At 61.2% G+C, this 23,929-nt stretch carries 17 protein-coding genes; 3 read left to right on the top strand and 14 right to left on the bottom strand.

The window, feature by feature from the left end:
- Positions 1 to 101: 101 nt before the first annotated feature.
- The gene (locus HMPREF2528_RS09025) at positions 102 to 758 is read right to left on the bottom strand and encodes a LysM peptidoglycan-binding domain-containing protein (RefSeq protein ID WP_049361758.1); all 657 of its coding nucleotides are present in this window, start codon (positions 756 to 758) and stop codon (positions 102 to 104) included.
- 829 nt (positions 759 to 1,587) lie between these two features.
- Here HMPREF2528_RS09025 and lexA point away from each other — a divergent pair.
- Complete coding sequence (gene lexA, locus HMPREF2528_RS04850) at positions 1,588 to 2,262, top strand: transcriptional repressor LexA (RefSeq protein WP_005507121.1); 675 nt, start codon at positions 1,588 to 1,590, stop codon at positions 2,260 to 2,262.
- Between the two features lie 245 nt (positions 2,263 to 2,507).
- Here lexA and HMPREF2528_RS04845 read toward each other — a convergent pair whose 3' ends face one another.
- On the bottom strand, positions 2,508 to 4,580 hold the full coding sequence (locus HMPREF2528_RS04845; protein WP_070507689.1) for an ATP-dependent DNA helicase: 2,073 nt from the start codon (positions 4,578 to 4,580) through the stop codon (positions 2,508 to 2,510).
- Between the two features lie 6 nt (positions 4,581 to 4,586).
- Positions 4,587 to 6,299 (bottom strand): GTPase HflX, encoded by a 1,713-nt coding sequence (hflX, locus tag HMPREF2528_RS04840; RefSeq protein ID WP_070542785.1) that lies wholly within the window; start codon positions 6,297 to 6,299, stop codon positions 4,587 to 4,589.
- 143 nt (positions 6,300 to 6,442) lie between these two features.
- On the opposite strand from hflX, the gene HMPREF2528_RS04835 reads away from it, so the two are divergent.
- A complete protein-coding gene (locus HMPREF2528_RS04835) occupies positions 6,443 to 7,066 on the top strand; it encodes a class I SAM-dependent methyltransferase (protein WP_070542782.1) in 624 nt (207 codons plus the stop codon).
- Positions 7,067 to 7,206: 140 nt separating this feature from the next.
- Here HMPREF2528_RS04835 and dapF read toward each other — a convergent pair whose 3' ends face one another.
- The 3 genes from dapF to miaB form a co-directional block, all read right to left on the bottom strand.
- Positions 7,207 to 8,142 (bottom strand): diaminopimelate epimerase, encoded by a 936-nt coding sequence (gene dapF / locus HMPREF2528_RS04830; RefSeq protein WP_049351775.1) that lies wholly within the window; start codon positions 8,140 to 8,142, stop codon positions 7,207 to 7,209.
- Between the two features lie 96 nt (positions 8,143 to 8,238).
- On the bottom strand, positions 8,239 to 9,159 hold the full coding sequence (gene miaA / locus HMPREF2528_RS04825) for a tRNA (adenosine(37)-N6)-dimethylallyltransferase MiaA (protein WP_070542778.1): 921 nt from the start codon (positions 9,157 to 9,159) through the stop codon (positions 8,239 to 8,241).
- 85 nt (positions 9,160 to 9,244) lie between these two features.
- Positions 9,245 to 10,759: a tRNA (N6-isopentenyl adenosine(37)-C2)-methylthiotransferase MiaB gene (gene miaB / locus HMPREF2528_RS04820; protein ID WP_049351777.1), complete on the bottom strand. Its 1,515-nt coding sequence runs from the start codon at positions 10,757 to 10,759 to the stop codon at positions 9,245 to 9,247.
- A 35-nt stretch (positions 10,760 to 10,794) separates the two neighbouring features.
- On the opposite strand from miaB, the gene HMPREF2528_RS04815 reads away from it, so the two are divergent.
- Positions 10,795 to 12,177 carry a hemin ABC transporter substrate-binding protein gene (locus HMPREF2528_RS04815; protein WP_070507700.1) on the top strand — a complete coding sequence of 461 codons (1,383 nt, stop codon included), beginning with the start codon at positions 10,795 to 10,797 and terminating at the stop codon, positions 12,175 to 12,177.
- A gap of 162 nt (positions 12,178 to 12,339) precedes the next feature.
- On the opposite strand, the gene HMPREF2528_RS04810 is transcribed toward HMPREF2528_RS04815, so the two are convergent.
- The 8 genes from HMPREF2528_RS04810 to HMPREF2528_RS04775 form a co-directional block, all read right to left on the bottom strand.
- Positions 12,340 to 14,304 carry a regulatory protein RecX gene (locus HMPREF2528_RS04810; protein WP_070507702.1) on the bottom strand — a complete coding sequence of 655 codons (1,965 nt, stop codon included), beginning with the start codon at positions 14,302 to 14,304 and terminating at the stop codon, positions 12,340 to 12,342.
- A gap of 209 nt (positions 14,305 to 14,513) precedes the next feature.
- Complete coding sequence (recA, locus tag HMPREF2528_RS04805) at positions 14,514 to 15,617, bottom strand: recombinase RecA (RefSeq protein ID WP_049351794.1); 1,104 nt, start codon at positions 15,615 to 15,617, stop codon at positions 14,514 to 14,516.
- A gap of 403 nt (positions 15,618 to 16,020) precedes the next feature.
- On the bottom strand, positions 16,021 to 16,242 hold the full coding sequence (locus HMPREF2528_RS04800; protein WP_049351797.1) for a DUF3046 domain-containing protein: 222 nt from the start codon (positions 16,240 to 16,242) through the stop codon (positions 16,021 to 16,023).
- Positions 16,243 to 16,387: 145 nt separating this feature from the next.
- On the bottom strand, positions 16,388 to 16,795 hold the full coding sequence (locus HMPREF2528_RS04795) for a helix-turn-helix domain-containing protein (RefSeq protein ID WP_012903910.1): 408 nt from the start codon (positions 16,793 to 16,795) through the stop codon (positions 16,388 to 16,390).
- A 285-nt stretch (positions 16,796 to 17,080) separates the two neighbouring features.
- The gene (locus HMPREF2528_RS04790; protein WP_070542774.1) at positions 17,081 to 17,671 is read right to left on the bottom strand and encodes a CinA family protein; all 591 of its coding nucleotides are present in this window, start codon (positions 17,669 to 17,671) and stop codon (positions 17,081 to 17,083) included.
- Positions 17,672 to 17,771: 100 nt separating this feature from the next.
- On the bottom strand, positions 17,772 to 18,419 hold the full coding sequence (pgsA, locus tag HMPREF2528_RS04785) for a CDP-diacylglycerol--glycerol-3-phosphate 3-phosphatidyltransferase (protein WP_049341715.1): 648 nt from the start codon (positions 18,417 to 18,419) through the stop codon (positions 17,772 to 17,774).
- A gap of 199 nt (positions 18,420 to 18,618) precedes the next feature.
- Entirely contained in the window at positions 18,619 to 21,828 is a 3,210-nt protein-coding gene (locus HMPREF2528_RS04780) for an FtsK/SpoIIIE family DNA translocase (RefSeq protein ID WP_070542771.1), read from the bottom strand.
- Positions 21,829 to 22,094: 266 nt separating this feature from the next.
- Entirely contained in the window at positions 22,095 to 23,810 is a 1,716-nt protein-coding gene (locus HMPREF2528_RS04775) for a ribonuclease J (RefSeq protein WP_049355133.1), read from the bottom strand.
- Positions 23,811 to 23,929 lie beyond the last annotated feature (119 nt).

Genomic DNA, 23,929 nt, shown 5'->3' with positions numbered 1-23,929 from the left:
ATAGGCTCAAGAATTCGACTCAAGCGCTCAGCTTGAGAGATAGCGGGTTCGGAGTCAAGACATCAACCTCATGCAGAAGCCAACCACGTACGTGTCCATGCTTAGCGCTGAGTCTGAGGAATTTCCAGACGCTGACCGGCATCAACAGAGGTGCTGGTCAACGAGTTCAACTCCATAATACGAACCACAGTATCACGGGTGTCACCCTGCGGATCCACCGCCTGAGCAATATCCCACAGGGTCTCGCCATGCTTGACCACAACGACGGTTCGAGTCACCGAAGCGTTCTCCACAGAAGCAGAAGCCGCCGGGCCAAAGAAGCTAATAGCACCGAGCACAATCAGCGCCGCCAAAGTCAGCAGAGGCAGCCCCTTCAGGAAACCGCGCACAGTACCAAGACGACGAATAGAAGCGGGAACCGCGCGCAGAAACTCGCCGCCCTTAGCCAGAAGAACACTCTTCACGCTAGGGGTCTGCGCATCAGAAGCAGTCTGCGCGCCAGAAGCTACAGAGCGAACCGGTGCCTGAATAGAGCCAGCAGGGGCAGAAGCGGCGGGAACACGAGTAGGCTGACCCACCTGAGCGGGGCGAGGCGCATGAGCCGCACGAGAAGAGCGAACAGACTGCGAAGACGCAGGCACACGAGAACGCCCCTGCACGGTGCTGGCGGACGCAGTGCGGGCGGGGTGAAGTACCACCAAACCTGCCGGAAGGTGTGCAGAAGTGTCACGAGAAGCAAGAGGTGTTGCAGTAGTCATTGTGGTTCCTTTCTCTTAGCTCGCCCCGGGGTTACCTCGCGGGTCTAGCAATGCCGAGCGATACCCGCTCGGAGGTCCTAGTTGAGTGATAACTATGGAGTGGTGATTGTTAGGCGATAACTATTGGGTAGCTATTCTCTAGTTAGGTCAGAGCGCCGGATGCACCGGGTTGCGCTGGGTCGCCCCAACACCCCATCCCCTGCGCTCTCTCTTCGCCGGATGCTCCCTAGAGCATCCGGGGTAGATCGTGCGAAGAGAGAGGCAGAGGATTCGAATACATTCGAACACTCCTTCACTCGCCCCTCCTGGAAGACTCCGGGTCGAATCTTCGAATATTTTTCGAACATTCACCCGTAAATCCTGAATTTCAGGAGAGATTCAAGAGTATATACGAACTCTTGTTCTAAAGTCTAGCAGAGATGTACTAAAAATTTCTTCGAGTTTCGAAGAAAAAATCTAGAATATTTGTTTGAGTTTTTCGGTGTAGTGTTCTACACTGGTGTCAAGAGACGTTCCACACGCTCCTGATGAGTCCTACTCACAGCAGGTTTCTGTACCCGTTACAGCTTGGTTCTGTATCTAAATGCAGGTGCTGCTGACTGAGTTTTATAGGGCGGAGGCGCATACTCGTTGCCCGCGTATCGCTCCGGCACGGATAGAATTCCTCCACCCCCTGACGAGATAAGACCAATTTCAGCAGAACCAAAAAATTTTTAGGACACCATCGGAAAACGTGTGAAGCACCCATCCGTGCCCCGACCGGACTGTGTCTCAAACAGACTGCAGAGACCGGAATACAGAAATCGGGGCACAGACCGAAGGAAAAGAAATGGCAACAGCACCCCGTCCGGCGCTGACCGCGCGCCAGCAGAAGATTCTTGACGCGATCCGCACCGAGATTGAACAAAAGGGTTACCCGCCGTCCATGCGCCAGATTGGTGACATGGTGGGTCTTGCGTCCCTGTCTTCGGTCACTCACCAGCTCGGCCGTCTCGAGACCATGGGCTACATTCGCCGCGACCCCAAGCTCCCCCGCGCCATTGAGGTGCTGGATGAGAACGGCGTCGGCATCCACGGTAGCGCTTCCTCTTCCCTGCCCGAGCTGCCGAACTTCGAAGTCGGCGATGAGGACCTCGTACCCGTTCCCCTGGTTGGACGAATTGCAGCGGGCGGCCCCATTACCGCCGAGCAGTCCGTGGAGGATGTGCTTGCCCTGCCCCGCCAGCTGGTCGGTAACGGCAAGCTTTTCATGCTCAAGGTCAAGGGCGATTCCATGATTGACGCCGCAATCTGCGACGGCGACTGGGTGGTTGTCCGCGAGCAGCACACCGCAGACAACGGCGATATCGTTGCTGCTCTGCTCGACGATGAAGCAACCGTAAAGGTGTTCCGTCAGGTTGACGGCCACACCTGGCTCATGCCGCGCAACTCCAACTACGAGCCGATTATGGGTGACCGCGCAACCGTCATGGGTAAGGTCGTCTCCGTGCTGCGTAGTCTCTAGAAAACCACAGCCTCTAGAAGATGCAGTCTCTGAAAGACGCGGGCTCTAAACAGCCACAGCATCTCAAAGAAGCTGTTTTAAACAACACAGCCTCTAAAAGACATAGCTACGAGGCTTTTAGCTCTCTATAGAAATCACCCCGGTGATACGTAAACGTTCACGTATCACCGGGGTGATTTCTATATGTCTAAATTTATATGCCCAAAACGGGGCGGCGGCGCGGCAAGGAATGGATCTCGCCCGAGCTAACGCTCAATACTCGCCGAAAGACGAGCCAGCGCACCAATCACGGCTGCCTTATTCTGCGTCGACCACATCGGCGGCATCGCCTTCATCAAGAAACCGCCGTAACGTTTAGTCGCCACACGAGAATCCAGTACAGCCACCACGCCGCGGTCAGACACCGAACGAATCAGGCGGCCCGCGCCCTGCGCCATACGAATCGCCGCATGGTGAGCAGAAACCGCCATAAAGCCGTTACCGCGGTGACGGTTCACCGCCTCCGTACGAGCCTGCGCAATCGGGTCGTCCGGGCGGGGGAACGGAATGCGGTCCATCACCACCAGGCGGCAAGAGTCACCCGGAACATCCACGCCCTGCCATAGGCTCATCGTTCCGAACAGGCATGAGTCAACGTCCTCGCTGAACTCCTCCACCAGAGCCTTGAGCGAAGACTCACCCTGCAGAAGAATGTTCAGGTCGCTATGCTCACGCATGTACTCGGCGGCACGCTCAGCGGCACGCTTCGAGGAGAACAGGCCCAGGGCGCCGCCCTCCGACGCCTCGCACAGCTCACGCAGACGCTCCAGCTGACCCTCGTGCACACCAAATCCCGGAGGCTTCAAATCTCCGGCAACGTACATGATGCCCTGCTTGCGGTAGTCGAAAGGTGAACCCACATCGATACTCGTCCAGCGCGGCGCACCCTCCCCTTGCAGTCCCAGGGCAGCGGCTGCAACATCAAAAGAGTCACCCACCGTCAGGGTCGCACTCGTCAAAATCACGGTGCGGTCAGCGAACAGGCCGTCACGCAACTGCAGGCCAACGCTCAACGGAGCGATATTCAGGGTCGCCGGGTCGGTATCGGAAGCAGCCACGTAGCGGCCGTTCTCCCAACCGCCCTGACGAGAAATCCACAGAACGTCCTGCTCGCCCGAAGCCTCCAGAATGCGGCTGCTCATATCGTGCACCTCAGAGACACGCGAGCGCGCCATCTGCAGGCCGGCGTCAACGTCCTGACCGTCCGGTTTGGTATCGGACAGGGCGGTGCGGGCGGCATCGTTGACCGCAGAAATAGCGGTCAAAAGGCGACCGTCCAGGCCTTTCAGCAGGCCCTCGGCAAGACCCTCGAACGCGGTCTCCAGGGTGCCGGCTGCCATTTCCAGTGCGCCGGAATCAGCCTTCGAATGCTTCTTCACGCTACGTGCCGCACGGCGAACCATCGCAACCGTCAAAGAACCAGACACGGCACCGGTCACGCGGTCCACCAGCTCATGAGCCTCATCAATAATGACCGTCTCATGTTCGGGCAGAACCTTCATGCCTTCAAAAGCATTAATCGCCAGCAGGGCGTGGTTCGTGATGACAATGTCAGCCTCAGCGGCACGGCTACGCGCCATCTCGCTAAAGCACTCTTCCACCAGCGGGCAACGGCGACCCAAACACTCGGCGGCGCTGACCGATACCTGAGCCCAGGCGCGGTCAGAGACGCCGGGCTTCAGCTCGTCACGGTCTCCGGTCTCCGTGCGGTCAGCCCACTCGCGCAGGCGCACCACTTCCTCACCCACGCGCGAGGTCGAAGAAGGCATGTCGAAGAGAGCATCCGGCTCGTCTTCCGGGTAGCCGCCCTCCAGCTTGTGCAGGCAGAGGTAGTTATTGCGGCCCTTGAGCAGAGCCACCTGCGCCTGCGACTCCGGGCGCGGCTCCAGCGCTTGTAGAAGACGCGGAATATCGCGGTTCACGATCTGCGCCTGCAGGGCAAGAGTCGCCGTCGCAACCACAATCGGCTGGTCCGACTCCCCCACCCGCGCCAGGGCAGGAACCAGGTAGCCCAGGGACTTACCGGTACCGGTACCCGCCTGGACCAACAGGTGACGCTGCAGTTCAAGAGCCTGCGCCACATGCGCCGCCATGATGCGCTGACCGGCACGGTTCTGACCGCCGGTGGCGGCAACCGCCTCGTCCAGCAGGGTCAGGGCATCCTTCGCACCGGGCAGGGTCTCAAGCTCCTGCCCGGTGAATCGGGTGCCGTCGGTTGCCGGTCCGGGTACAGTTCCCGGGGTGTTTTTGGGCGCGTTGATGCTCTCGGTCACGCTCATACGCTCCTAGCGAGCCTCAGAGGTAGAGGGCTGCTCGGGTTCAGATGCGGTCACCTCGGTGAGGGCGCGTGCCTCCGCAAGTTCCTCTTCCAGAACCTCCAGCAGGTCGCCCTCCAGCACATACTCGGACAGTTCGGAGGCGACATCCTCACGCACCAGAGCCACCACGAAGGTGCCGTCCGATACGAAATCGGTGCTCTTAATTTCGGCGTCCCACTCGTGCAGGCGCGAAATAATCTCACCGTGCGAGTACGGAATCAGCAGCTTCACCTCAATGGAGGGGCGCGGAATGGTGTCCGCAATCTTCTGCTTCAGCTCCTCAATACCCTCACCGGTGCGCGCCGAAACAATCACGTGCTCCGGCTCGCGCTGGCGCATACGCTCCAGCACGAACGGGTCGGCGGCATCCGCCTTATTCAGCACAATGATCTCGGGGATATGGCGGGCGTCAACCTCCGCGATGACCTCGCGGACAGCACGAATCTGACCCTCCGGGTCCGGGTGCGAAGCATCCACCACGTGCAGGATGACGTCAGCGTCAGCGACCTCTTCCAGGGTGGAGCGGAACGCCTCGACCAGCTGGGTCGGCAGCGAACGCACGAACCCCACCGTGTCAGAAAGGGTGTAGCCGATACCGTCCGGGGTCTGCGCCTTACGGACGGTCGGGTCCAGGGTCGCAAACAGGGCGTTCTCCACGAGCACGCCGGCGTCGGTCAGACGGTTCAGCAGGGAGGACTTACCCGCGTTCGTGTACCCGGCGATAGCCACCGAAGGCACGCGGTTACGGCGACGGTTCAGACGCTTCGTCTCACGCGCCGGCGCCATCGCAGCGATCTCACGCTTAAGCTTCGCCATGCGAGCGCGCAGGCGGCGGCGGTCCATCTCAATCTTGGTTTCACCGGGACCACGCGAACCGATACCCTCACCGGCTGCGGCACGGCCACCCGCCTGACGGGACAGGGACGCACCCCAACCACGCAGACGCGGCAGCATGTACTCCAGCTGAGCCAGCTCAACCTGCGCCTTACCCTCGCGGGATTTAGCGTGCTGAGCGAAAATGTCGAGAATCAGGGCGGTGCGGTCAATGACCTTGACCTTCACGATGTCTTCGAGGGCACGACGCTGCGAGGGAGCCAATTCGGAGTCGACGATGACGGTGTCGGCGCCGGTCGCCTCCACAATGTCCTTGAGTTCCAGCGCCTTACCGGAGCCGAGGAAGGTGCCGGGGTCCGGCTTGAGGCGGCGCTGAACCAGGCCGTCCAGAACCTCGGAACCTGCGGTTTCAGCCAGTGCCGCGAGCTCACGCAGGGAGTTCTCTGCGTCCTCTACGGTGCCTTCAGTCCACAGACCAGCCAGCACCACGCGCTCCAAGCGCAGCTGGCGGTACTCGACCTCGGTGACGTCTTCAAGTTCGGTTGAGAGGTTCGCGATACGGCGCAGGGCGCGGCGCTCAGCGAGATCTTCCTGATCACCGTCATATTCGGAGTGCTCACGCTGAACGTCAGAAATTTCACGCGCGCGAGTATCCAGCACACGGCGGCTATTGTTGCCGTGAGTGCTGGAAGAGTTGTCGCTGTGGTGCCCAGTACCGGCGGCGTCATAAGTAGTGACGGAGGCGGCCGCCTGGGAGCGCCCCAGAACGCGGTCTACGGTGCGGCGCAGCTGCTCATCGCTGGGCAGCTTTTCGGTATCAGATACGGGGGTGTTCTTAGAATTCATACGATTCTAATTCTACCGCCGTTGCCCCGCTCGGGTAGGGGGTTTGGTCACCTGTGCGCTCAGGGCGTGTAAGCTGCTGACCCGCCCCGTGCATTCTCTGCCCGTGTGCGGCGGGTTCTTGCCCTACCGGTACACTGGATAGCATGAGCGAGCAGCATTATTTCTCTGAAACCCCCGAGACCGAATTCAAGCCCCGCCCGGTGCAGGTGGAGCTTGCCGGCCGCAAGGTCACCGTCATCACAGCTAACGGCATTTTCAGTCCCTCCGGTATTGATAAGGGCACCGCTATTTTGCTGCAGGAAGCACCCGACCCGCAAGGCGAACGCATGCTCGACATCGGCTGTGGTTGGGGCCCTATCACCCTGACTTTGGCGATGCTCGCCCCGCAGGCGCAGGTGCACGCGGTGGATGTGAACTCCCGCTCCATCAGCCTGACCGAACGCAACGCCGCCGCTCTCGGCCTGTCGAACGTCACCGTGGGAACCCCCGAGTCGGTTGACCCCGAACTGCGTTTTGACACCATCTGGTCGAACCCGCCGATTCGCGTGGGCAAGGAGGTTCTGCACGAGATTCTGCTGACTTGGCTGCCGCGCCTGGCGCCCGGTGGTGACGCCTACCTGGTGGTTCAGAAGAACCTGGGCTCCGATTCTTTGCAGAAGTGGATGGACGCGCAGCTTGAGGAGCTGCACCCCGGCGAGTTTGAGGTGTCGCGCTATGCGACCTCGAAGGGCTTCCGTATTCTGCAGGTGCACCGCTACGAGGACTAAAACCTCTGGCGCTAAATCCTCTGGCGCTCATTGCTTAAAAATATAAAAGCGGCGGGTGTTTTCTGAATGTGTTGTCAGAAAACACCCGCCGCTTTTGTCTATAAAATCTCTGGTCTAGGACTGCTCGCTATCGCAGCAGGCTATCGCAGTACGACGGTCGCAACCATCTGCGCCGGACCGGCAAGAACAACATGCTCCAGGTCGTCCGGGCCCAGCACGAAAGTCACCGCGAGGGTACCGCCGGGCACATGCACCAGCCACTCATCCGGTGCTTCCTCGCCGCCCCAGAAACGGGTCGCCGCAGCCGCCGCACACGCACCGGTACCGCACGACAGAGTCTCGCCCACACCGCGTTCGTGCACGCGCATACGGATAGCGCCCACATGCGCGCCGCTCTCAACGTCCAGGTCGACCGGCACCACAAACTCAACGTTCGTACCGTTGACCGGGGCGGGGCTCACCTGAGGCAGGCTGTGCAGGTCCAGGCCGTCCAGCTTACCGTCAGAGCCGAGCATCACCACGGTGTGCGGGTTACCCATCGAAATGGACAGGCCAGCACGCGGAGTCTTCAGGCCGCGAGCAGACACCAGGCAGTCCTCGCCACCCTCGCGGGCAGCCTCACCGTGAATGAAGCTCCACGGACCCATATCAATCGCGTAGCCCTCTTCGGTACGCGCCACAGTCTTCACGCCGGCACGGGTACCAATCTTGACGGTCTCGCCCACCTCAAGCTCAATCAGGCCCTCAGTGCGCAGGTACTCCACGAACGCGCGCACACCGTTGCCGCACATTTCAGCGATAGAGCCATCACCGTTGCGGTAGTCCATGAACCAGACAGCGTCCGGGTGCTCCTCGAGCAGCTTCTGACCCGCGCGGGAGGCGGTGCTGCGGGCAGCGCGAATGAAGCCGTCCGCGCCAATGCCGAAGTGTCGGTCGCAGGCACGGGCTACCAGCTCGGGGGTGAGGGCAATTTCTGCGTTCTCGTCCGTCAGAAAGATGAAGTCGTTACCGGTGCCGTGACCCTTGGTGAGGGTCAGGCCTGCCAGCTCGCCCCAGGTGGAAGGGTTCTCGCTCATATGCTGTCCTTAAGGTTGGTGACCTGTCCGTTTATGATTTTACCGCGCCGACCGACTCGACGAGGTATCGGTTCGGCGACGGCTCGTTATTGTGGCTTATCGGGTGCTTTCGCAGATGATGGCTTCCGCCTCATCGGCAAGGGTGGGTGAGAGCGCATCTAGCCAGTGCACGCGCGGGTCCGCACGGAACCAGGTCAGCTGGCGGCGCGCAAACTGGCGGGTCGCAATGGTCGTATCCTCAATCGCCTGCTCCACGCTGTAGTCTGCATCCTCAAGGGCGCGAGCGAACTGCGCGTAACCAATCGCGCGGGAGGCAGTCTTACCCTCCTGCAGTCCCTGCTCGTTCAGGGTACGAATCTCATCGAGCAGACCCTGCTCGTGCATCAGCTCCACACGGCGGTGCAGACGCTCGTGCAGCAGGGCACGATCCATATCCAGACCAATCTGAATACTCTCCGTCACGTACTCGCGCACCGGCATGAACGCCGAGAACGGGCGGCCCGTCACCTCGAACACCTCCAGGGCTCGAATAATGCGGCGCTCATCCTTCACGCGCGCCGCCGACTCCGGGTCGACCTCCGCCAGGCGGGCGTGCAGAACACCAATACCCTCGGTACGTGCCTGCTCCTCCAGCCGCTCACGCACCCGCGCATCCGTGCCGGGAAACTCCAACTTATCCAGGGCGGCACGCACATACAGACCGGAACCACCCACCAGAATCGGGTAGCGTCCACGGGCACGAATCTGCTCAATCAGCTCACGGCTACGCTCCTGAAACTCCGCCACGGACGCCTCATCCCGCACGTCCATAATGTCGAGCAGGTGGTGCGGAACGCCGCGCATCTCCTCCGCGGTGACCTTCGCGGTACCAATATCCATGCCCCGGTAGAACTGCATAGAGTCAGCGTTAATGCACTCACCGTTCAGGCGCAGAGCCAGCTCAATGGCGAGCGCGCTCTTACCGGTGCCGGTCGGGCCCACAATAGCGATAACGGGCAGAGTTTCGGAGATAGTCATGCGCCCCATTCTACCGGTTCCCTCACCCCCACTCGCGGTGAGGATGAGGGCCCGAAGAACAGGGCGCATGATTCGAATCTAGGTTTTAGGGGCGCAGACCGATGGTCGGCATGCCCAGACCCACCGGCGCACCGGGCACCTGGGTGGTGCCGGTACCGCAGGAATCAGCCTGGGAGCGGTCCCACGCGTCGCCGGCGCGGGTGCGGCGCAGGTGGTACTGCTCGGCGGTCGGGTCAGAAATCAGGTGGAAGGAACCAGCCTCGGTAATCGGCACGGTGACCATGTCGCCGGGGCGGGGAGTCTCGCAGCCCTCGGGCACGGAGAAGTGCACGAGGCGCTGGTCCGGGCCACGACCGGAGAGGCGGTGAGTCTGCTCAGCCTTACGACCGGCCTCCGCAACGACCATCAGTTCAACGGTCTTACCGAGCTGCTTGCGGTTCTCCTCACCGGCGATACGGTCCTGTAGGGCAATCAGACGCTCGTAGCGTTCCTGCACGACCTCCTTCGGAATCTGGTTCTCCATGGTCGCCGCCGGGGTGCCGGGGCGGATCGAGTACTGGAAGGTGAACGCGGAGGAGAAACGAGCCTGCTCCACAACCTTCAGAGTGTCCTGGAAGTCCTCTTCAGTCTCGCCGGGGAAGCCCACAATGATGTCGGTGGTAATCACGGCGTTCGGGATGCGCTCGCGCACCTTGTCCAGAATGTTCAGGAACTTCTTGGAACGGTAGGAGCGGCGCATGTCCTTGAGCACCTTGTCGGAGCCGGACTGCAGCGGCATGTGCAGCACGGGCATGACGTTCGGGGTCTCCGCCATCGCGTCAATCACGTCGTCGGTGAACATTGCCGGGTGCGGGGAGGTGAAGCGTACACGCTCCAGGCCCTCAATCTCACCGCAGGCACGCAGCAGCTTGGAGAACGCCTGGCGGTCGCCGAACTCCACACCGTAGGAGTTCACGTTCTGGCCGAGCAGGGTCACCTCAATAGCGCCATCATCGACCAGCGCCTGAACCTCAGCGAGAATGTCGCCGGGGCGGCGGTCCTTCTCCTTACCGCGCAGAGACGGCACGATGCAGAAGGTGCAGGTGTTGTTACAGCCAACCGAGATGGACACCCAGCCGGAGTACACGTGGTCGCGCTTAGTCGGCAGGGTGGAGGGGAAAACTTCGAGGGATTCGAGCAGTTCTGCCTGCGCCTCGTGGTTGTGGCGGGCACGCTCCAGCAGGGTGGGGAGGGCACCAATGTTGTGGGTACCGAACACGACGTCCACCCAGGGTGCCTTCTCAATGATGGCATCCTGGTCCTTCTGCGCCAGGCAGCCGCCCACAGCGATCTGCATGCCCTTGTGGGCGCGCTTGACCGGTGCCAGCTGACCGAGGTTGCCGTACAGGCGGTTGGAAGCGTTTTCGCGGACCGCGCAGGTGTTGAAAACCACCAGGTCGGGCTGGGTGCCTTCCTCAGCGCGAACGTAGCCGTTAGCCTCCAGCAGGCCGGACATTCGTTCGGAGTCGTGCACGTTCATCTGGCAGCCGAAAGTGCGCACTTCGTAGGTGCGGGGGCTGGTTTCGGGGGTCTGGGCGGAATCGCTGAGGGTCGAAGTCATGCCCTATAGGGTATCCGATAGGGGATAATGGCTCTATGCAGGTTTCCCTTAGTAGTAACTTTCCGGCTCTGTCACCGAACGATTCTTCCGCCCCCGCCCCTGACGGGGAGCTTCTAAACACCCTCATCGAGGAGGCGATTGCCGCCTACTCTCCCGTGCCGCCTCAGGCGAGCGCTGATTCTGCCTCGATGCGTCAGACCCTGATGCAGCTGCTCAGCTGGGCGCATTCTTTGGATCAGGTAGCTGCCCGTGCGGTTGAGCGCGTGCAGATTCTGGGCACCGGCATGCGTTCCGTTGTGGTGCGTGTCGTGTATGAGCCTGCCGCCGAGTCTGCACAGTCTTTCGAGTCTACACAGTCTTTGCCGACCTCGATTATTGTGAAGCGTTACCGCCGTAAGGATTCGACGGTGAACGCGGGCGGTTTCGGGTACCTGCGTGAGCGCTACGGTTTGGAGGCGCTGAACCGGCAGGTTCCGGGTCTGTTCCCGCAGCTCTATGGCGCGGACGCTGAGCTGCGCGTGCTGGCGCTGGAAGATGTGAGCGCCGGAACCGTTGAGGGCGAGCAGTATTCGGTCGCCCACGCCCTACTGGAGGGCACCGAACAGCAGGCGCTGGATGCGCTGAACTACTACATTGAGGCGTACCGTTCCCTTGCCGCCAGCGGCATCATGGGCGAGGCGGTGGAGGATTACCGCCTGAACCTGGCGCGCGCCGACCGCAAGGCGCAGTTCCCGGGTGCTATCGCCTCGCCGGGGCTGGCTGAGCGCGGTTTGAAGAAGCTGTACGGTGTGGCTGACGAGGCGCGCGCCCCCGAGCACGGTGCTGACAGCCCGGCTTCCAGCTCTGCCGCGCATGAGGACGCCCCCGTTCTTCCCGCCGCTGTTGAGGAGCTGTCCTTCCGTTTCCGCCGCGTTCTGCAGCCCTTCTTCACCAAGCGCCCGCCGGTACCCGAGCAGTTCAAGCTCAACCGCGGCAAGGTGTATATGCTCTCTTCGGGCGATTTTTCGCCGCAGAACGTGTTGATTGGTTCGGCGGACGGGGCGCAGGTGCGCATGGTCGATGCGGAGGGCACCTGCCTGCACCACCGCGGCTTCCCCTTCGTTGAGGCGATGTTGGGCTTCCCCTCCTCGCCGGAGTACCCGCGCTACCGGGTGGACCGTAAGAAGGCGCTGCCGGCGCTGTACTCTGCACTGTTCGAGGACGCCCCGCTGGATGAGCACCTGGCGGAGGATTTGGCGGTGTGCACGGCGGTGACCGTGTGCGCCCTGTTGGAGCTGTACTCTTCTTCGGCGCGTGCCGGCTTGTTGCCTCGTATTCGCCGTGAGAGTGCGCAACTGATGCGCCTGCTGCTGGAAATCGCTGGTTCTCAGGATGCAACCCTCGCCGATTTCGCGGACCGTCTGGGAGCGGTCGAGTAACCAGCGGATATGGCCTTCGACAAGGTATTTTATAAATCTCAAAAACGTAAGGGTGAGCCCGCCACAGAGTATGTCTGTAGCGGGCTCACCCTTTGTTGTGCCTATTTTATGGTCACCCCAGCATGGGTCTATCTGTGCGTGCGGACCGTCTTTATTCGCCCTCTACCAGAGCTCGTCCTCTGCACCGTAGGCGGCGAGTTCCTCACGAATCACCGACATCGACACCGAGGAGGAGTACCCGCGGCGAGCCAGCATCCCCAGCAGTCGGCGGGTCACCTTATCCTTTTCGGCGCGGTCACTCAGATCCATGCCGGGGCGCAGCTTCTTACGCACCAGCTCGGCGGCATCCTCACGTTCCTGCTCGTCGGTGCGCTGAGCCAGTGCGTTCTCCGCCTCTTCACCGCGCACCCCGCGTTCGGCGAGCTCACGGCGCAGCGCGGCGCGGGAGAGCTTCTTGGTGCGGCTCTTCTGCGCCACAAAGCTTTGGGCGTATTCGGCGTCGTCAATGAGTTTTGCTGCCTCGAACTTATCGAGTAGCGGCTCAATGAGCTCCGCGTCGAATCCTTCTGTTTGCAGCTTCTTACGCAGCTGACCTCGGGTTTTTGCCGAGTACGCCAGCTGGTTGTACACGATGGTTTTAGCGCGCGTGTAGGGGTCTGTTTCTTTCGCAGCGCGGGCGGCACGCACCTTCTGTTTCCAGGAAGGCACGTTGCTTTCCGGCGGTGAGGAAGCATGTCCCATCTGAGAGCCGCCTGGTTGGGAGACCCGAGCTCGAGAACCACCCTTTGGGGAACCGACCGAAGCGGCACGGCGCTTTCCGGTACCGACGCCCTGCGCCTCTTCCTCAGCGATACCGCGAATGAGTGCTTCTTCGGCGGGGGTGAGTTCTTCGTTCAAGGCGCTTCCCTCCCTAAATAGGTTGCTCCCCGAGCCGCGGCGCGTGGGGCTCTTGCGGATTTCCTCGTCGTCGCTTCGAGCCCCGAAGGCGGGCGCGTAGGGCGAGCGGCTCCGCATTTTCTCTTGCTGCGCCGCGCTCATACGGCGGAACCCACGCTTATAGTCGGTGTTCTTGGAGGCACGCGAAGACTTGCGTTTCTTCTGCTTATCCCGCTGAGCGGCTTGCCTCTCGATCTCTTCCTTCTCTTCGGCAGTGAGCCCCGAGCCGATGGAGGCGGCACCCGCTCGACTCATGCGCCCCGCCGCCATAGGGCGCGGCTCGGCACCGCCGGGGGTGAAGGCACGAGCGGGCGCTTCGTCAATGGAGACGGCGGGCAGGTTCGGGTCAACGAGCAGGCTACGGCGCGGGGATTCGCCGTCTTCCTCAGAACTGCCACCTTCAGAACTGGCGGGCACAGCCTGCAGGGGCAGCTCGGGTACGCGGAACTCCCCGGCGTAGTCACCGCCGTTATCGCGGGCGATGCTTTCTTCAACAAAGCCGTGCGAGGCGGGGTGCCAGTCCGGGAACTCCTCAGCGGCTACCGAATCCGCGGTCCTGTTCCGCACCCATTTTTTGGATGCGTTTTCTGTGGCCGCTGACTTCTTCTGAGGCGCTGGCTTCTTCTTATGCGCGAGCTTTTCAGCCTGCCGTGCTTTCGGCTTAGGTTTCTGGGATGCGGTTTCTTGGCCCCCACGCTGCTCCGCTATCGTTTCTGGGGGTGCCGCTTCGTCCGAGGGTACCCAATATTCCCCCGCGTACTCTGCTTTAGGGTACTCTGTTTCAGGGTACAAAGGCTCTACCGGATACGCAGGTTCGTCCTCGTAGGGAGGCTCATCAGGGTATGGGGGTTCATCAGGGTATGGGGGCTCATCCTCATACGGGGGCTCTTCAACAGAAGGAGGCGCCTCCCAGCTGAGGATGGGCTCCGCCAGGGCGGCAGGCGCCTCAAAATTGAGCGCCTCGAAGCCGCCTACCTCAACCGGCGGGGCGGTAGATTCAAACGAACCAGTAGCTTCAAAGGAAACAGACGCAGAGAAAGTCGAGTCATGGAATGCAGGGTCATGGAAGGCTGACCCCTGCATAGTTGAGGGACCGAAGTGTGGTTCGGTCGCATCCAGCGCCGCAAAACCGGCGTCGCCGTCACGCGCGCTGTTTTGCTCACGCTCTTCATGACCGTTCTGTTCCGTCATGTTCAGTTCCTCCTCTCCCCTGTGTTGGCTCGCTTGATGACCCGTGCGCCCGGCTATACGGCGCTCCCCCATTGTAACGAGGCGTTGTCTCGGCACCCCCGATACGCCCGTTAACGGGCTCCCGTTAACGACAGATTGCCGTGCACCGTGCGGAATGCACAGCACACGGCAATCAGTCGTGGCGTTAGCAAGAAGCTACGCGGGCGGGTTTAGAACTCCTCAGCCAGCTCGTCCAGCGGGTCGTTGCCCTCGGACTCAGCAACTGCCTGCTCCTCAACTTCTTCCTCAATGATGCCCAGCTTCACCAGAACCTTGTACTGCAGTTCCTCGGTGAGCTCGGGGTTGTCCTTGAGCAGCTTACGAACGTTCTCGCGGCCCTGGCCCAGCTGCTCACCGTCGTAGGTGAACCATGCGCCGGACTTCTTGACGATGTCGTTCTCCACCGCCAGGTCCAGGATGCCGCCCTCAACGGAGATGCCCTCACCGTAGAGGATGTCGAACTCAGCCTGCTTGAAGGGCGGAGCCATCTTGTTCTTCACGATCTTGGCGCGGGTGCGGTTACCGATCGGGTTAGCGCCGTCCTTGAGGGTCTCAATGCGGCGGATGTCGATACGGACCGAAGCGTAGAACTTCAGCGCCTTACCACCGGTGGTGGTTTCGGGAGAGCCGAAGAAGACACCAATCTTCTCACGCAGCTGGTTGATGAAGATTGCGGTGGTGCCGGTTGCAGAGAGGCGGCCGGTAATCTTACGCAGCGCCTGGCTCATGAGGCGAGCCTGCAGACCCACGTGGGAGTCACCCATGTCGCCTTCAATTTCGGCGCGGGGTACCAGCGCGGCGACGGAGTCGACGACCACGATATCAACAGCGCCGGAACCAACCAGCATGTCCATGATTTCCAGCGCCTGCTCACCGGTGTCGGGCTGAGAGACCAGCAGCTGGTCGATGTCCACGCCCAGCTTAGCCGCGTAGATTGGGTCCAGTGCGTGCTCGGCATCGATAAACGCCGCCACGCCGCCTGCCTTCTGAACGTTCGCTACAGCGTGCAGCGCAACGGTGGTCTTACCGGAGGACTCGGGACCGTAAATCTCGATGACGCGGCCGCGGGGCAGACCGCCAATACCCAGAGCGGCATCCAGGGCGATAGCGCCGGTGGAGATAACCTCGGTCTTGGTGATTTCCTTATCACCCAGGCGCATGACTGCACCCTTGCCGTAGTTCTTGTCGATCTGTGCCATCACGGCTTCAAGTGCCTTGGCGCGACCCTCTTCGGGAACGCGAGCTACGCTCTGAGACTTGGTGTTCTTAGCCACGGTAGTACCTCGTTCTTTGTGTTGTCAGTGGTTGACGGGAGTAATGTTTCTTCGGAATCGGTGGGACTCGTAATCGAGACCTTGAAGGTTTTGGCCTACCGGTTCCTTCTGAGACTACTCTAGGGTCACAGCCTGACAGGATAAGGCCATTTTTTAAAATCTGTGGAAAACTTTGAAGATTTTTCCGAAAAATTCCTGATGTGGAAAGTCTAGCATGAGTCGAACAAAATTACGACCCGGTTTCGAATAAATCGGATAGGGTTTCGGCATATATTTTCGAAAAACCCCGGATTCTCGGCTAATTATTCGAAAATACCTCCCGCACAGGCGCCAGCACTCGAACAAACGCTAGGGAACAGACGGTGGGCACCGCCCATACGCTAGAACACGCCAGGCTCACTACCTAGCGCAGCGGTTCCTTATCCGGACCCAGGCGGCGCTCCTGCGGAATCTCCTGCTCATCACAGATCGCCAGCCACACATCCCTCGGGTTAACGCCCTGGTCCAGCGCCTCCGCAGCGGTCACATGACCCAGCGAGCCCAGCACCAGGTCCCGCGCAAGTACCGGAGCATACCCGGCACCGAACTCATACTCCATGCACGCCCAAAATTCGCTCAGCTTCACAAGCGCTCCTTCCGCTTCACCGCTAGTTTGCTTCATAATTCGTCACATCGCTCGGTAATAAACCGAGAATAAGCGATGCCGCACACCCACCTTACGGGGATGCACGGCATCGCTTCACGTTTAGCGCGGCATGTGCCGCCTCGCGTTACTTCGAGAGAATGTAGTAATCGCTCTTGTACTGCTCAGACATCTCAGCCGGAACAGTATCCGGGATCTGAACGCCCTCGAGAACCGCCATACGGTCGGCAACCTCACGCAGCATCTGGGACATCGGAATGTCCAGAGCCTGGCAAATCCACGCCAGCAGTTCGGAGGAAGCTTCCTTCTGACCGCGCTCAACTTCGCTCAGGTAACCGAGGGAAACACGGGCACGCTGGGAAACCTCACGCAGGGTGCGGCCCTGACGCTGGCGAACGTCGCGAAGGACCTCACCGATTGCCTGTCGCAGGGGAACAACCTTAGCTTCCTCAACGACCGGGGCGGCCTGTCGGGGGGTCTCCTCGATTTCCTTCCACTTAGTAATGCCATTAATCGATACGCGCTGCTTAGCCATGAGCTTCTATATCACTTTCCTGAGTAGGTATTCCCGACGCGCGGGACTGTACATAGTTAAGCCTAACTGATTTTTGGAGCGTGAGCTAGGAGCCCCGCCATTTTTGTCTTCTTCTTACGGCTTGTATCTATTCAAACAGACGAACCTATGCCTTTATTCCCTCGGAGCTGAAAGAACCCTGTGAATATATTTGAACCGTAAAATTTTTTCTCAGGTAGGCGCTGCACAGACGACTACACAGCCGTTCCAGGCGCCGCACAGCACAGCACAGTCTAGCCCAGCACGCTACGCCTGCTCGTTCTCCAGAACCCCACCGGCACCGCCGCGTACCGCACGCGCCAGCAGAGCAATCGCATCCGCACTCGCCGCCGCACGAATCTGCGCCCGGTCCCCCGAATAGTGCCGCTCAAACACCTCAGAACCGGACGGGGAACACACGCCAATATAGACCGTGCCCACCGGCTGGCCATCCGCAGGATCAGGACCGGCAACACCCGTAGTCGACACCGCATAATCGGCACCGCACACACGCGCCGCACCAACAGCCATCTGCACCGCCACCGCAGGATGCACCGCACCCTCACGCGCCAGCAGCTGAGCATCCACTCCCAGCACCTGCGCCTTCACCTCGTAGGCATAGGAAATCACGCCGCCGCGGTAATACGCGGATGCACCCGGCACCGTACAAATCGCGCCGCCCACGTCCCCGCCGGTCAGCGACTCAGCCGTCGCCACCTGCACCGGGCCCTCCTGGGCGGCGCGCAACTGCACCGCATCACGCAGTAACAGCGCCGCTGCCTCCGGGGTGCCGGAGAAAACCTCAGCGGAAGAAAGCTCAAGGGACAGAGCATCTTCAAGTACGAGGGGAACCATCATTCTCTCCTTTCAGCGGCGCACCGCCGCCCAAAACCTCACGCGGCGTACAACGCACCGCAGGTACAGCGAAGGGGAGCAGCACACGCCACTCCCCTCGCCTCTAGTTACCGCCGCCCTGGGAGGCCTGAGCCTGCAACCAGTTACGACGCAAAATATACGCATCACGCACATACACCAGGCCGGTCCACACGGTAATCGCGGTGACCGCGCCCATCAGAACCCAACCAGGAATCAGCCAGCCAAGACCCAGCTGACCCAGCGGCAGAAGCATCAGCACCAGCGCCACCGTCTGCAGCACGGTCTTAATCTTGCCGCCCTTACTAGCGGCCATCACACCGTACTTAATGACGAACAGGCGCATGATCGTAATGCCCCACTCACGTAGCAGAATCACAATCGTGACCCACCACCACAGCTCGCCCAGCGCCGACAGCACAATAAACGCCGCGCCGGTGAGGAACTTATCGGCAATCGGGTCAGCAATCTTACCGAAGCTCGTAATCAGATTACGCGAGCGCGCCAAGTAGCCGTCCGCCCAGTCCGTGAGCATGGCAAGAATGAAAATAATCCATGCGAGCCAGCGGTGCGTTGGATCAGCGGCACCAAAAGTACCGCCCGCAACCAGGGCAACGATAAAGAAAGGAACCGCAATAATACGCAGAACCGTCAACACATTCGGCACATTCCAGTTCGAAGGTTTCGCTGTGCTGACCGCACCTGCGGGTGCGGAATTGCGAGCTTCACTCATAACGGCTCCTTACGGGTAGATGGCTTTCGACGGTGAGAGACCGCGTACGCACCGACACCTAAACGTATCGGGGGTACGCAAACACCCCGTACCGTCCATTATACGTGTGCCGTAGCAGACATCACAGGGACGATGCGGGGTGCATGTCGCGCGCTCACTCAACTGAGTGGGTCAGCCGAGCGGGCAGGGCGCTGAGGCACTAGCGGCCGGTCAGCTGCCAGGCGTCCTCCGAGCCCTCATCATCAGGCTCATCGAAGTAGTCGGTGACCGCCTCGCCCGGGTCCACCGCATTCGCGTACGGGTCGGCAGCCGGAGGCTCCTCACCGCGAATACGCGCCAGGGTCGCCTGCAGGTCATCCGGGCGGATGAGCACCTCACGTGCCTTCGAACCCTCCGAGGGGCCCACCACGCCCTGCGACTCCAGCAGGTCCATGATGCGGCCAGCCTTCGCGAAGCCCATGCGCAACTTACGCTGCAGCATCGAGGTCGAACCGAACTGGGTCGTAATCACAATCTCCGCCGCCTGCAGCAGATCATCGAGGTCATCACCGATTTCCTCATCAATCTGCTTCTTCGCGGCAGAGACCATCACGTCCTCACGGTAGATGGTCGGCGCCTGCTTCTTCACGTGCTCAACCACGGCGTGAATCTCAGACTCAGACACCCACGCGCCCTGAACACGCATCGGCTTCGAGGCACCCATCGGCAGGAAGAGCGCATCGCCCTGACCGATCAGCTTCTCCGCGCCGGGCTGATCCAGCACCACGCGAGAGTCAGTAACCGAGGAGGTCGCAAACGCCATACGGGACGGAACGTTCGCCTTAATCAGACCGGTCACCACATCCACCGAAGGACGCTGGGTCGCCAGCACCAGGTGAATACCCGCCGCACGCGCCAGCTGGGTAATACGAACAATCGCCTCTTCCACATCGCGCGGAGCGACCATCATCAGGTCGGCGAGCTCGTCAACAATCACCAGCAGGTACGGGTACTCATGCACCGTGCGCTTGCTACCGGGATCGGGCTGAATCTTACCCTCACGCACCGCCTTGTTGAAGTCGTCCACGTGCTTGTAGCCGTAGTGGGCGAGGTCATCGTAGCGGGCGTCCATCTCACGAACTACCCACTGCAGGGCCTCAGCGGCCTTCTTCGGGTTCGTAATGATGGGCGTAATCAGGTGCGGAATACCCTCATAGGCGGTTAGCTCCACACGCTTCGGGTCAACCATCACCAGGCGCACCTGGTCCGGAGTCGAACGCATCAGAATCGAGGTAATCATCGAGTTCACAAACGAAGACTTACCCGCACCGGTCGCACCAGCGACCAGCATATGCGGCATCTTCGCGAGGTTCGCCAGCACGAAACCGCCCTCAACGTCCTTACCCACACCCATGACCATCGGGTGGTGGTTCGCGTGAGCCTGCGGGGAACGCAGCACATCACCCAGGGCAACGGTCTCACGGTCCGTATTCGGAATCTCAATACCAATCGCGGACTTACCCGGAATCGGGGACAGAATACGAACATCCGGGCTCGCCACAGCGTACGCAATGTTCTTGCTCAACGCCGTCACACGCTCAACCTTCGTGGCGGGACCCAGCTCAATCTCATAGCGGGTCACGGTCGGGCCGCGCGAGAAGCCGGTGACCTGCGCATCCACCTTGAACTGCTCCAGCACATTCGTCAGAGCCTCAACCACGTGCTCGTTGACCTCGGAAGATTCCTTGGCGGGAGGACCAGCAACCAGTATCTCCTCCGAGGGCAGCACATAGGTGCCGCGGGAGGACTGCACAACCTGCTCGCCGCGCGCCTGCTCGGTGGTCGCCACCTGAGTGTTGTTCTGCAGCGGGCGGGATGCGCCAGCCTCGGGCGCTCGCGAAGCCGCGGGAGCCGCGTTCTTCGGGTGCGCACCCGGCGAGTGCATGCGGGTCGGAATCGGCGGCTGCGCCGCGGGTGCGGCAGGAGCCTGGGATGCAGAAGCCGAGGCGGCGGGCTGTGCCGCAGACTGTGCAGGGTTCACCACCTGGTGCGGTTTCGTCTGCGGTGAAGCTTCCTCAGAAGCGCCGAATCCGTCATATGCCTCAACGTCAAAGAGAGGCTCCTCGCCAGGAATACGGTTCACGCGGCCGTTCGCCACGGCGGCACGCTGCACCTGATCCAGGCGGGCTGCGGGTGCATCCGACGCCTCAACGTCGAAGAGGTCAGGGCTGCTCGAATAAGCGCCGTTCTGCGCAGAAGCACCCTGGGCGGACACACCCTGCGCAGCCGGTGCCTGATTGAGGCGACCGGGCAGACGGGACAGGCGGTTCGGTTTAGCCGCCGAGCGCGTCTGCTGAGCGAATCCCTGCGCAGAATCCTGTGCAGAGTCCTCCGGCTGTACCGGCATCTGCGTGGTTTCCGGGTGAGTCTCATCCACCACGGCGCTCACGAATGCTTCATCACCGGCGTACTCGTCCAGGGAAGAATCGGTCGACGCAGCGGGAGCAATGCCCAACCAGCCGCGCAGACGAGCGAACAGGCCACCAGACTTCTGAGCCGAGCGCGCCGGCTTCTCATCGTCACCGTACAGGTAGCTGCGGTCGTGCTCCTCAGCGTTCAGGTCCACGGTCTGAGTCGCATCCGAAGGGCTATCCTTCGCGGAGGTTCGAGTCGTGCCGTTCGGCTTCTCCCCCAGAGCCAAACCGACCAGGTGCAAAGTACGCGGCACCACCTGACGAATCGGAGTGTTCGTCAGAACCATCAGACCGGCAATACCCAGTAGCAGGTGGATCAGAATCTCAACGAACGCAATACCGCCGCTCACACGCACAATGGGGGTGCCCAGCAGCACGCCAGCCACACCACCACCAGCCCAGACGGCGTCAAAACCATCCGCGAACGTCGGGTGACCCGCATGGCGTGCAAAGAACAGGGATGCCGCCATCAGCATGATGAAGGACCCCACCGCCACGCGGTTATTACGTTTAATCAGGTCGGGCCCACGGAAAACACACCACGCCATGATGAGGCAGAACACCGGAATCAACAGGGCGCCCTGACCGAAAATACCACCCAGCATGGTGTGCCAGGCGTCCAGGGGCGCGCGCAACAAACCGAGGGAGGTGTGGGCACGCCAGTTGTACCACTCCACTCCGGCGCTAATCATGCCGAACAGCAGGATGGTGAGCGCGCCACCGTCACGGCGGTCTTCGGGCGCAAGGTCGGTGCGCACCGCGCCAATGGAGCGGAAGAGCCCACCGATAGCGTGAGCGATGCTCAGCCAGACGGAGGAGATAGCGCCCGCTACAGGGTTCGCCGCGTTGGCACCGCGCTGGGCACCGCCTCGGGAGGTGGTGCGCTTGCGGGTGGTCTTCTTAGTGTTTGCTTTAGTAGAGGTCGTGTTACGACCCTTCGTGGTCCGTGGAGCCATACCTTTTAGGGTATCAACCTTCCCGTTAATGTACCGATTCTTTCGTTATCAGTGAGCTAAAAAGTGCGCCCCGCCCGGTGCCTATAGAGGTGTTGATAGGGCGCTGATGAGGCGCTTCTCCCCTACTGCGTTCGCTTTCGCCGAGCTTTCACGCAGCTTTCGCGCAGCTTTCACGCGTACGTTGCGCAGATACACGGCAGGCGGGGCCGACACCAAGTATCGACCCCGCCTTTCGCTATGCCAGGCAGTTAGCCTCGCGCAGAGTATTAGTTCTTCGCAGCCTTCGAGGTGTTCTCAACAACCACGGGAACAATCATGGGCTTGCGGCGCAGACGGCGAGAAATCCAGGCACCGATGGTGCGGCGCACAATCTGCTGCAGCTGCTGCACGGTGTGCACCTTCTCGGGTGCGCGGTGCAGAGCATCCTCCAGGGCGGCAGTAATCTTCGGAACGATCTCGTCGAAGACCGAGTCGTCCTCAGCGATACCGCGAGCGTGAATATCCGGGCCGGTCACCACGCGCTTGGTGGCACGATCCACCACGGTCACGATGGACACGAAGCCCTCTTCACCCAGGATGCGGCGGTCCTTCAGGTCGCTCTCGGTAACCTCACCGACGGAGCGGCCGTCAACGTACAGGTACTCGCAGGGAACCTCGCCCACCACGGACGCCACGCCATCGCGCAGATCCACAACGGTGCCGGACTCGCAGAGCAGCACGTTCTTCTTCGGAACGCCGGTCTCCATCGCCAGGTCGCCGCTAGCAATCAGATGGCGAACCTCGCCGTGAACCGGCATAACGTTCTTCGGCTTGAGAATGTTGTAGCAGTACAGCAGCTCACCCGCGGCAGCGTGACCGGAAACGTGAACCTTCGCGTTGCCCTTGTGCACCACGTTAGCGCCCAGCTTCATGAGGGCGTTAATGATGCGGAAGACGCTAGTCTCGTTACCGGGAATCAGCGAGGAGGCGAGCACCACGGTGTCGCCGGGCTCAATCTGAATCTTGTGGTCGCCGTTCGCCATGCGCGACAGTGCCGCCATCGGCTCGCCCTGCGAACCGGTGCACATCATCACGATCTGGTCGGGGCGGTAGTCGTCAACCTTCTTCAGGTCCACCAGCACGTTGGCGGGGACCTTCAGGTAGCCCAGCTTCTCAGCAATGGTCATGTTACGCACCATGGAGCGGCCCACGAGCACGACCTTGCGGCCACGCTCAGCGGCTGCGTCCAGTACCTGCTGCACGCGGTGAACGTGCGAGGAGAAGGACGCCACAATGATGCGGCCGCTTGCGTCACGGAAAACGTTCGACAGCACCGGACCGATGTGCTTCTCGGTCGGGGTGAAGCCGGGAACCTCAGCGTTGGTGGAGTCCGGCAGGAACAAGTCCACGCCCTCCTCGCCCAGGTGAGCGAAGTGGCGCAGGTCGGTGATGCGGCCGTCCAGCGGCAGCTGGTCCATCTTGAAGTCACCGGTGTGCAGAACCTTGCCTGCCTTGGTGCGGATGTAGACAGCCAGCGCATCCGGAATCGAGTGGTTCACAGCAACGAACTCACACTCGAACGGACCGAAACGCTCCACCTGGTGCTCCTTCACCGCGAGGGTGTAGGGCTTGATGCGGTGCTCGGCGAGCTTCGCCTCAACCAGTGCCAGGGTCAGTTCGGAACCGACCAGGGGGATGTCGGGGCGGCGGCGCAGCAGGTAGGGAACCGCGCCGATGTGGTCCTCGTGGCCGTGGGTCAGCACCATGGCGACCACGTCGTCCAGACGGTCGACAATGTAGCTGAAGTCGGGCAGGATCAGGTCCACGCCGGGCTGGGACTCTTCGGGGAAGAGCACGCCGCAGTCAACAATCAGCAGCTTGCCGTTGATTTCGTACACGGTCATGTTACGACCGACTTCGCCCAGGCCGCCCAGGGGCACCACGCGCAGGGTGTCCTTCTTCAGGCGGGGAGGGAGGGGAAGATTCGCTTCAAAGACGCTCATCGTGTGTCTCCTCTTTCTTCTATGTTTTCTTGTGATGTCTGTGATTCGTAGGTGACGCTTCGTACCGCAAGCGCTCCCGCCGGTTCGGCTCTCACATGCCGAGGAGGTGGGGTGCTGCC

The organism is Rothia sp. HMSC078H08, assembly GCF_001808955.1.
Taxonomy (GTDB): domain Bacteria; phylum Actinomycetota; class Actinomycetes; order Actinomycetales; family Micrococcaceae; genus Rothia.
The sequence above is the reverse complement of the archived record's forward strand: the minus strand, read 5'-3'. Positions and strand labels throughout refer to the sequence as shown.

Bases quoted from the DNA above. Each gene is read 5' to 3' on its own strand.
- HMPREF2528_RS09025 (WP_049361758.1), bottom strand. From the start codon at position 758: ATGACTACTGCAACACCTCTTGCTTCTCGTGACACTTCTGCACACCTT.
- lexA (WP_005507121.1), top strand. From the start codon at position 1,588: ATGGCAACAGCACCCCGTCCGGCGCTGACCGCGCGCCAGCAGAAGATT.
- HMPREF2528_RS04845 (WP_070507689.1), bottom strand. From the start codon at position 4,580: ATGAGCGTGACCGAGAGCATCAACGCGCCCAAAAACACCCCGGGAACT.
- hflX (WP_070542785.1), bottom strand. From the start codon at position 6,299: ATGAATTCTAAGAACACCCCCGTATCTGATACCGAAAAGCTGCCCAGC.
- HMPREF2528_RS04835 (WP_070542782.1), top strand. From the start codon at position 6,443: ATGAGCGAGCAGCATTATTTCTCTGAAACCCCCGAGACCGAATTCAAG.
- dapF (WP_049351775.1), bottom strand. From the start codon at position 8,142: ATGAGCGAGAACCCTTCCACCTGGGGCGAGCTGGCAGGCCTGACCCTC.
- miaA (WP_070542778.1), bottom strand. From the start codon at position 9,159: ATGACTATCTCCGAAACTCTGCCCGTTATCGCTATTGTGGGCCCGACC.
- miaB (WP_049351777.1), bottom strand. From the start codon at position 10,759: ATGACTTCGACCCTCAGCGATTCCGCCCAGACCCCCGAAACCAGCCCC.
- HMPREF2528_RS04815 (WP_070507700.1), top strand. From the start codon at position 10,795: ATGCAGGTTTCCCTTAGTAGTAACTTTCCGGCTCTGTCACCGAACGAT.
- HMPREF2528_RS04810 (WP_070507702.1), bottom strand. From the start codon at position 14,304: ATGACGGAACAGAACGGTCATGAAGAGCGTGAGCAAAACAGCGCGCGT.
- HMPREF2528_RS04795 (WP_012903910.1), bottom strand. From the start codon at position 16,795: ATGGCTAAGCAGCGCGTATCGATTAATGGCATTACTAAGTGGAAGGAA.
- HMPREF2528_RS04790 (WP_070542774.1), bottom strand. From the start codon at position 17,671: ATGATGGTTCCCCTCGTACTTGAAGATGCTCTGTCCCTTGAGCTTTCT.
- pgsA (WP_049341715.1), bottom strand. From the start codon at position 18,419: ATGAGTGAAGCTCGCAATTCCGCACCCGCAGGTGCGGTCAGCACAGCG.
- HMPREF2528_RS04780 (WP_070542771.1), bottom strand. From the start codon at position 21,828: ATGGCTCCACGGACCACGAAGGGTCGTAACACGACCTCTACTAAAGCA.
- HMPREF2528_RS04775 (WP_049355133.1), bottom strand. From the start codon at position 23,810: ATGAGCGTCTTTGAAGCGAATCTTCCCCTCCCTCCCCGCCTGAAGAAG.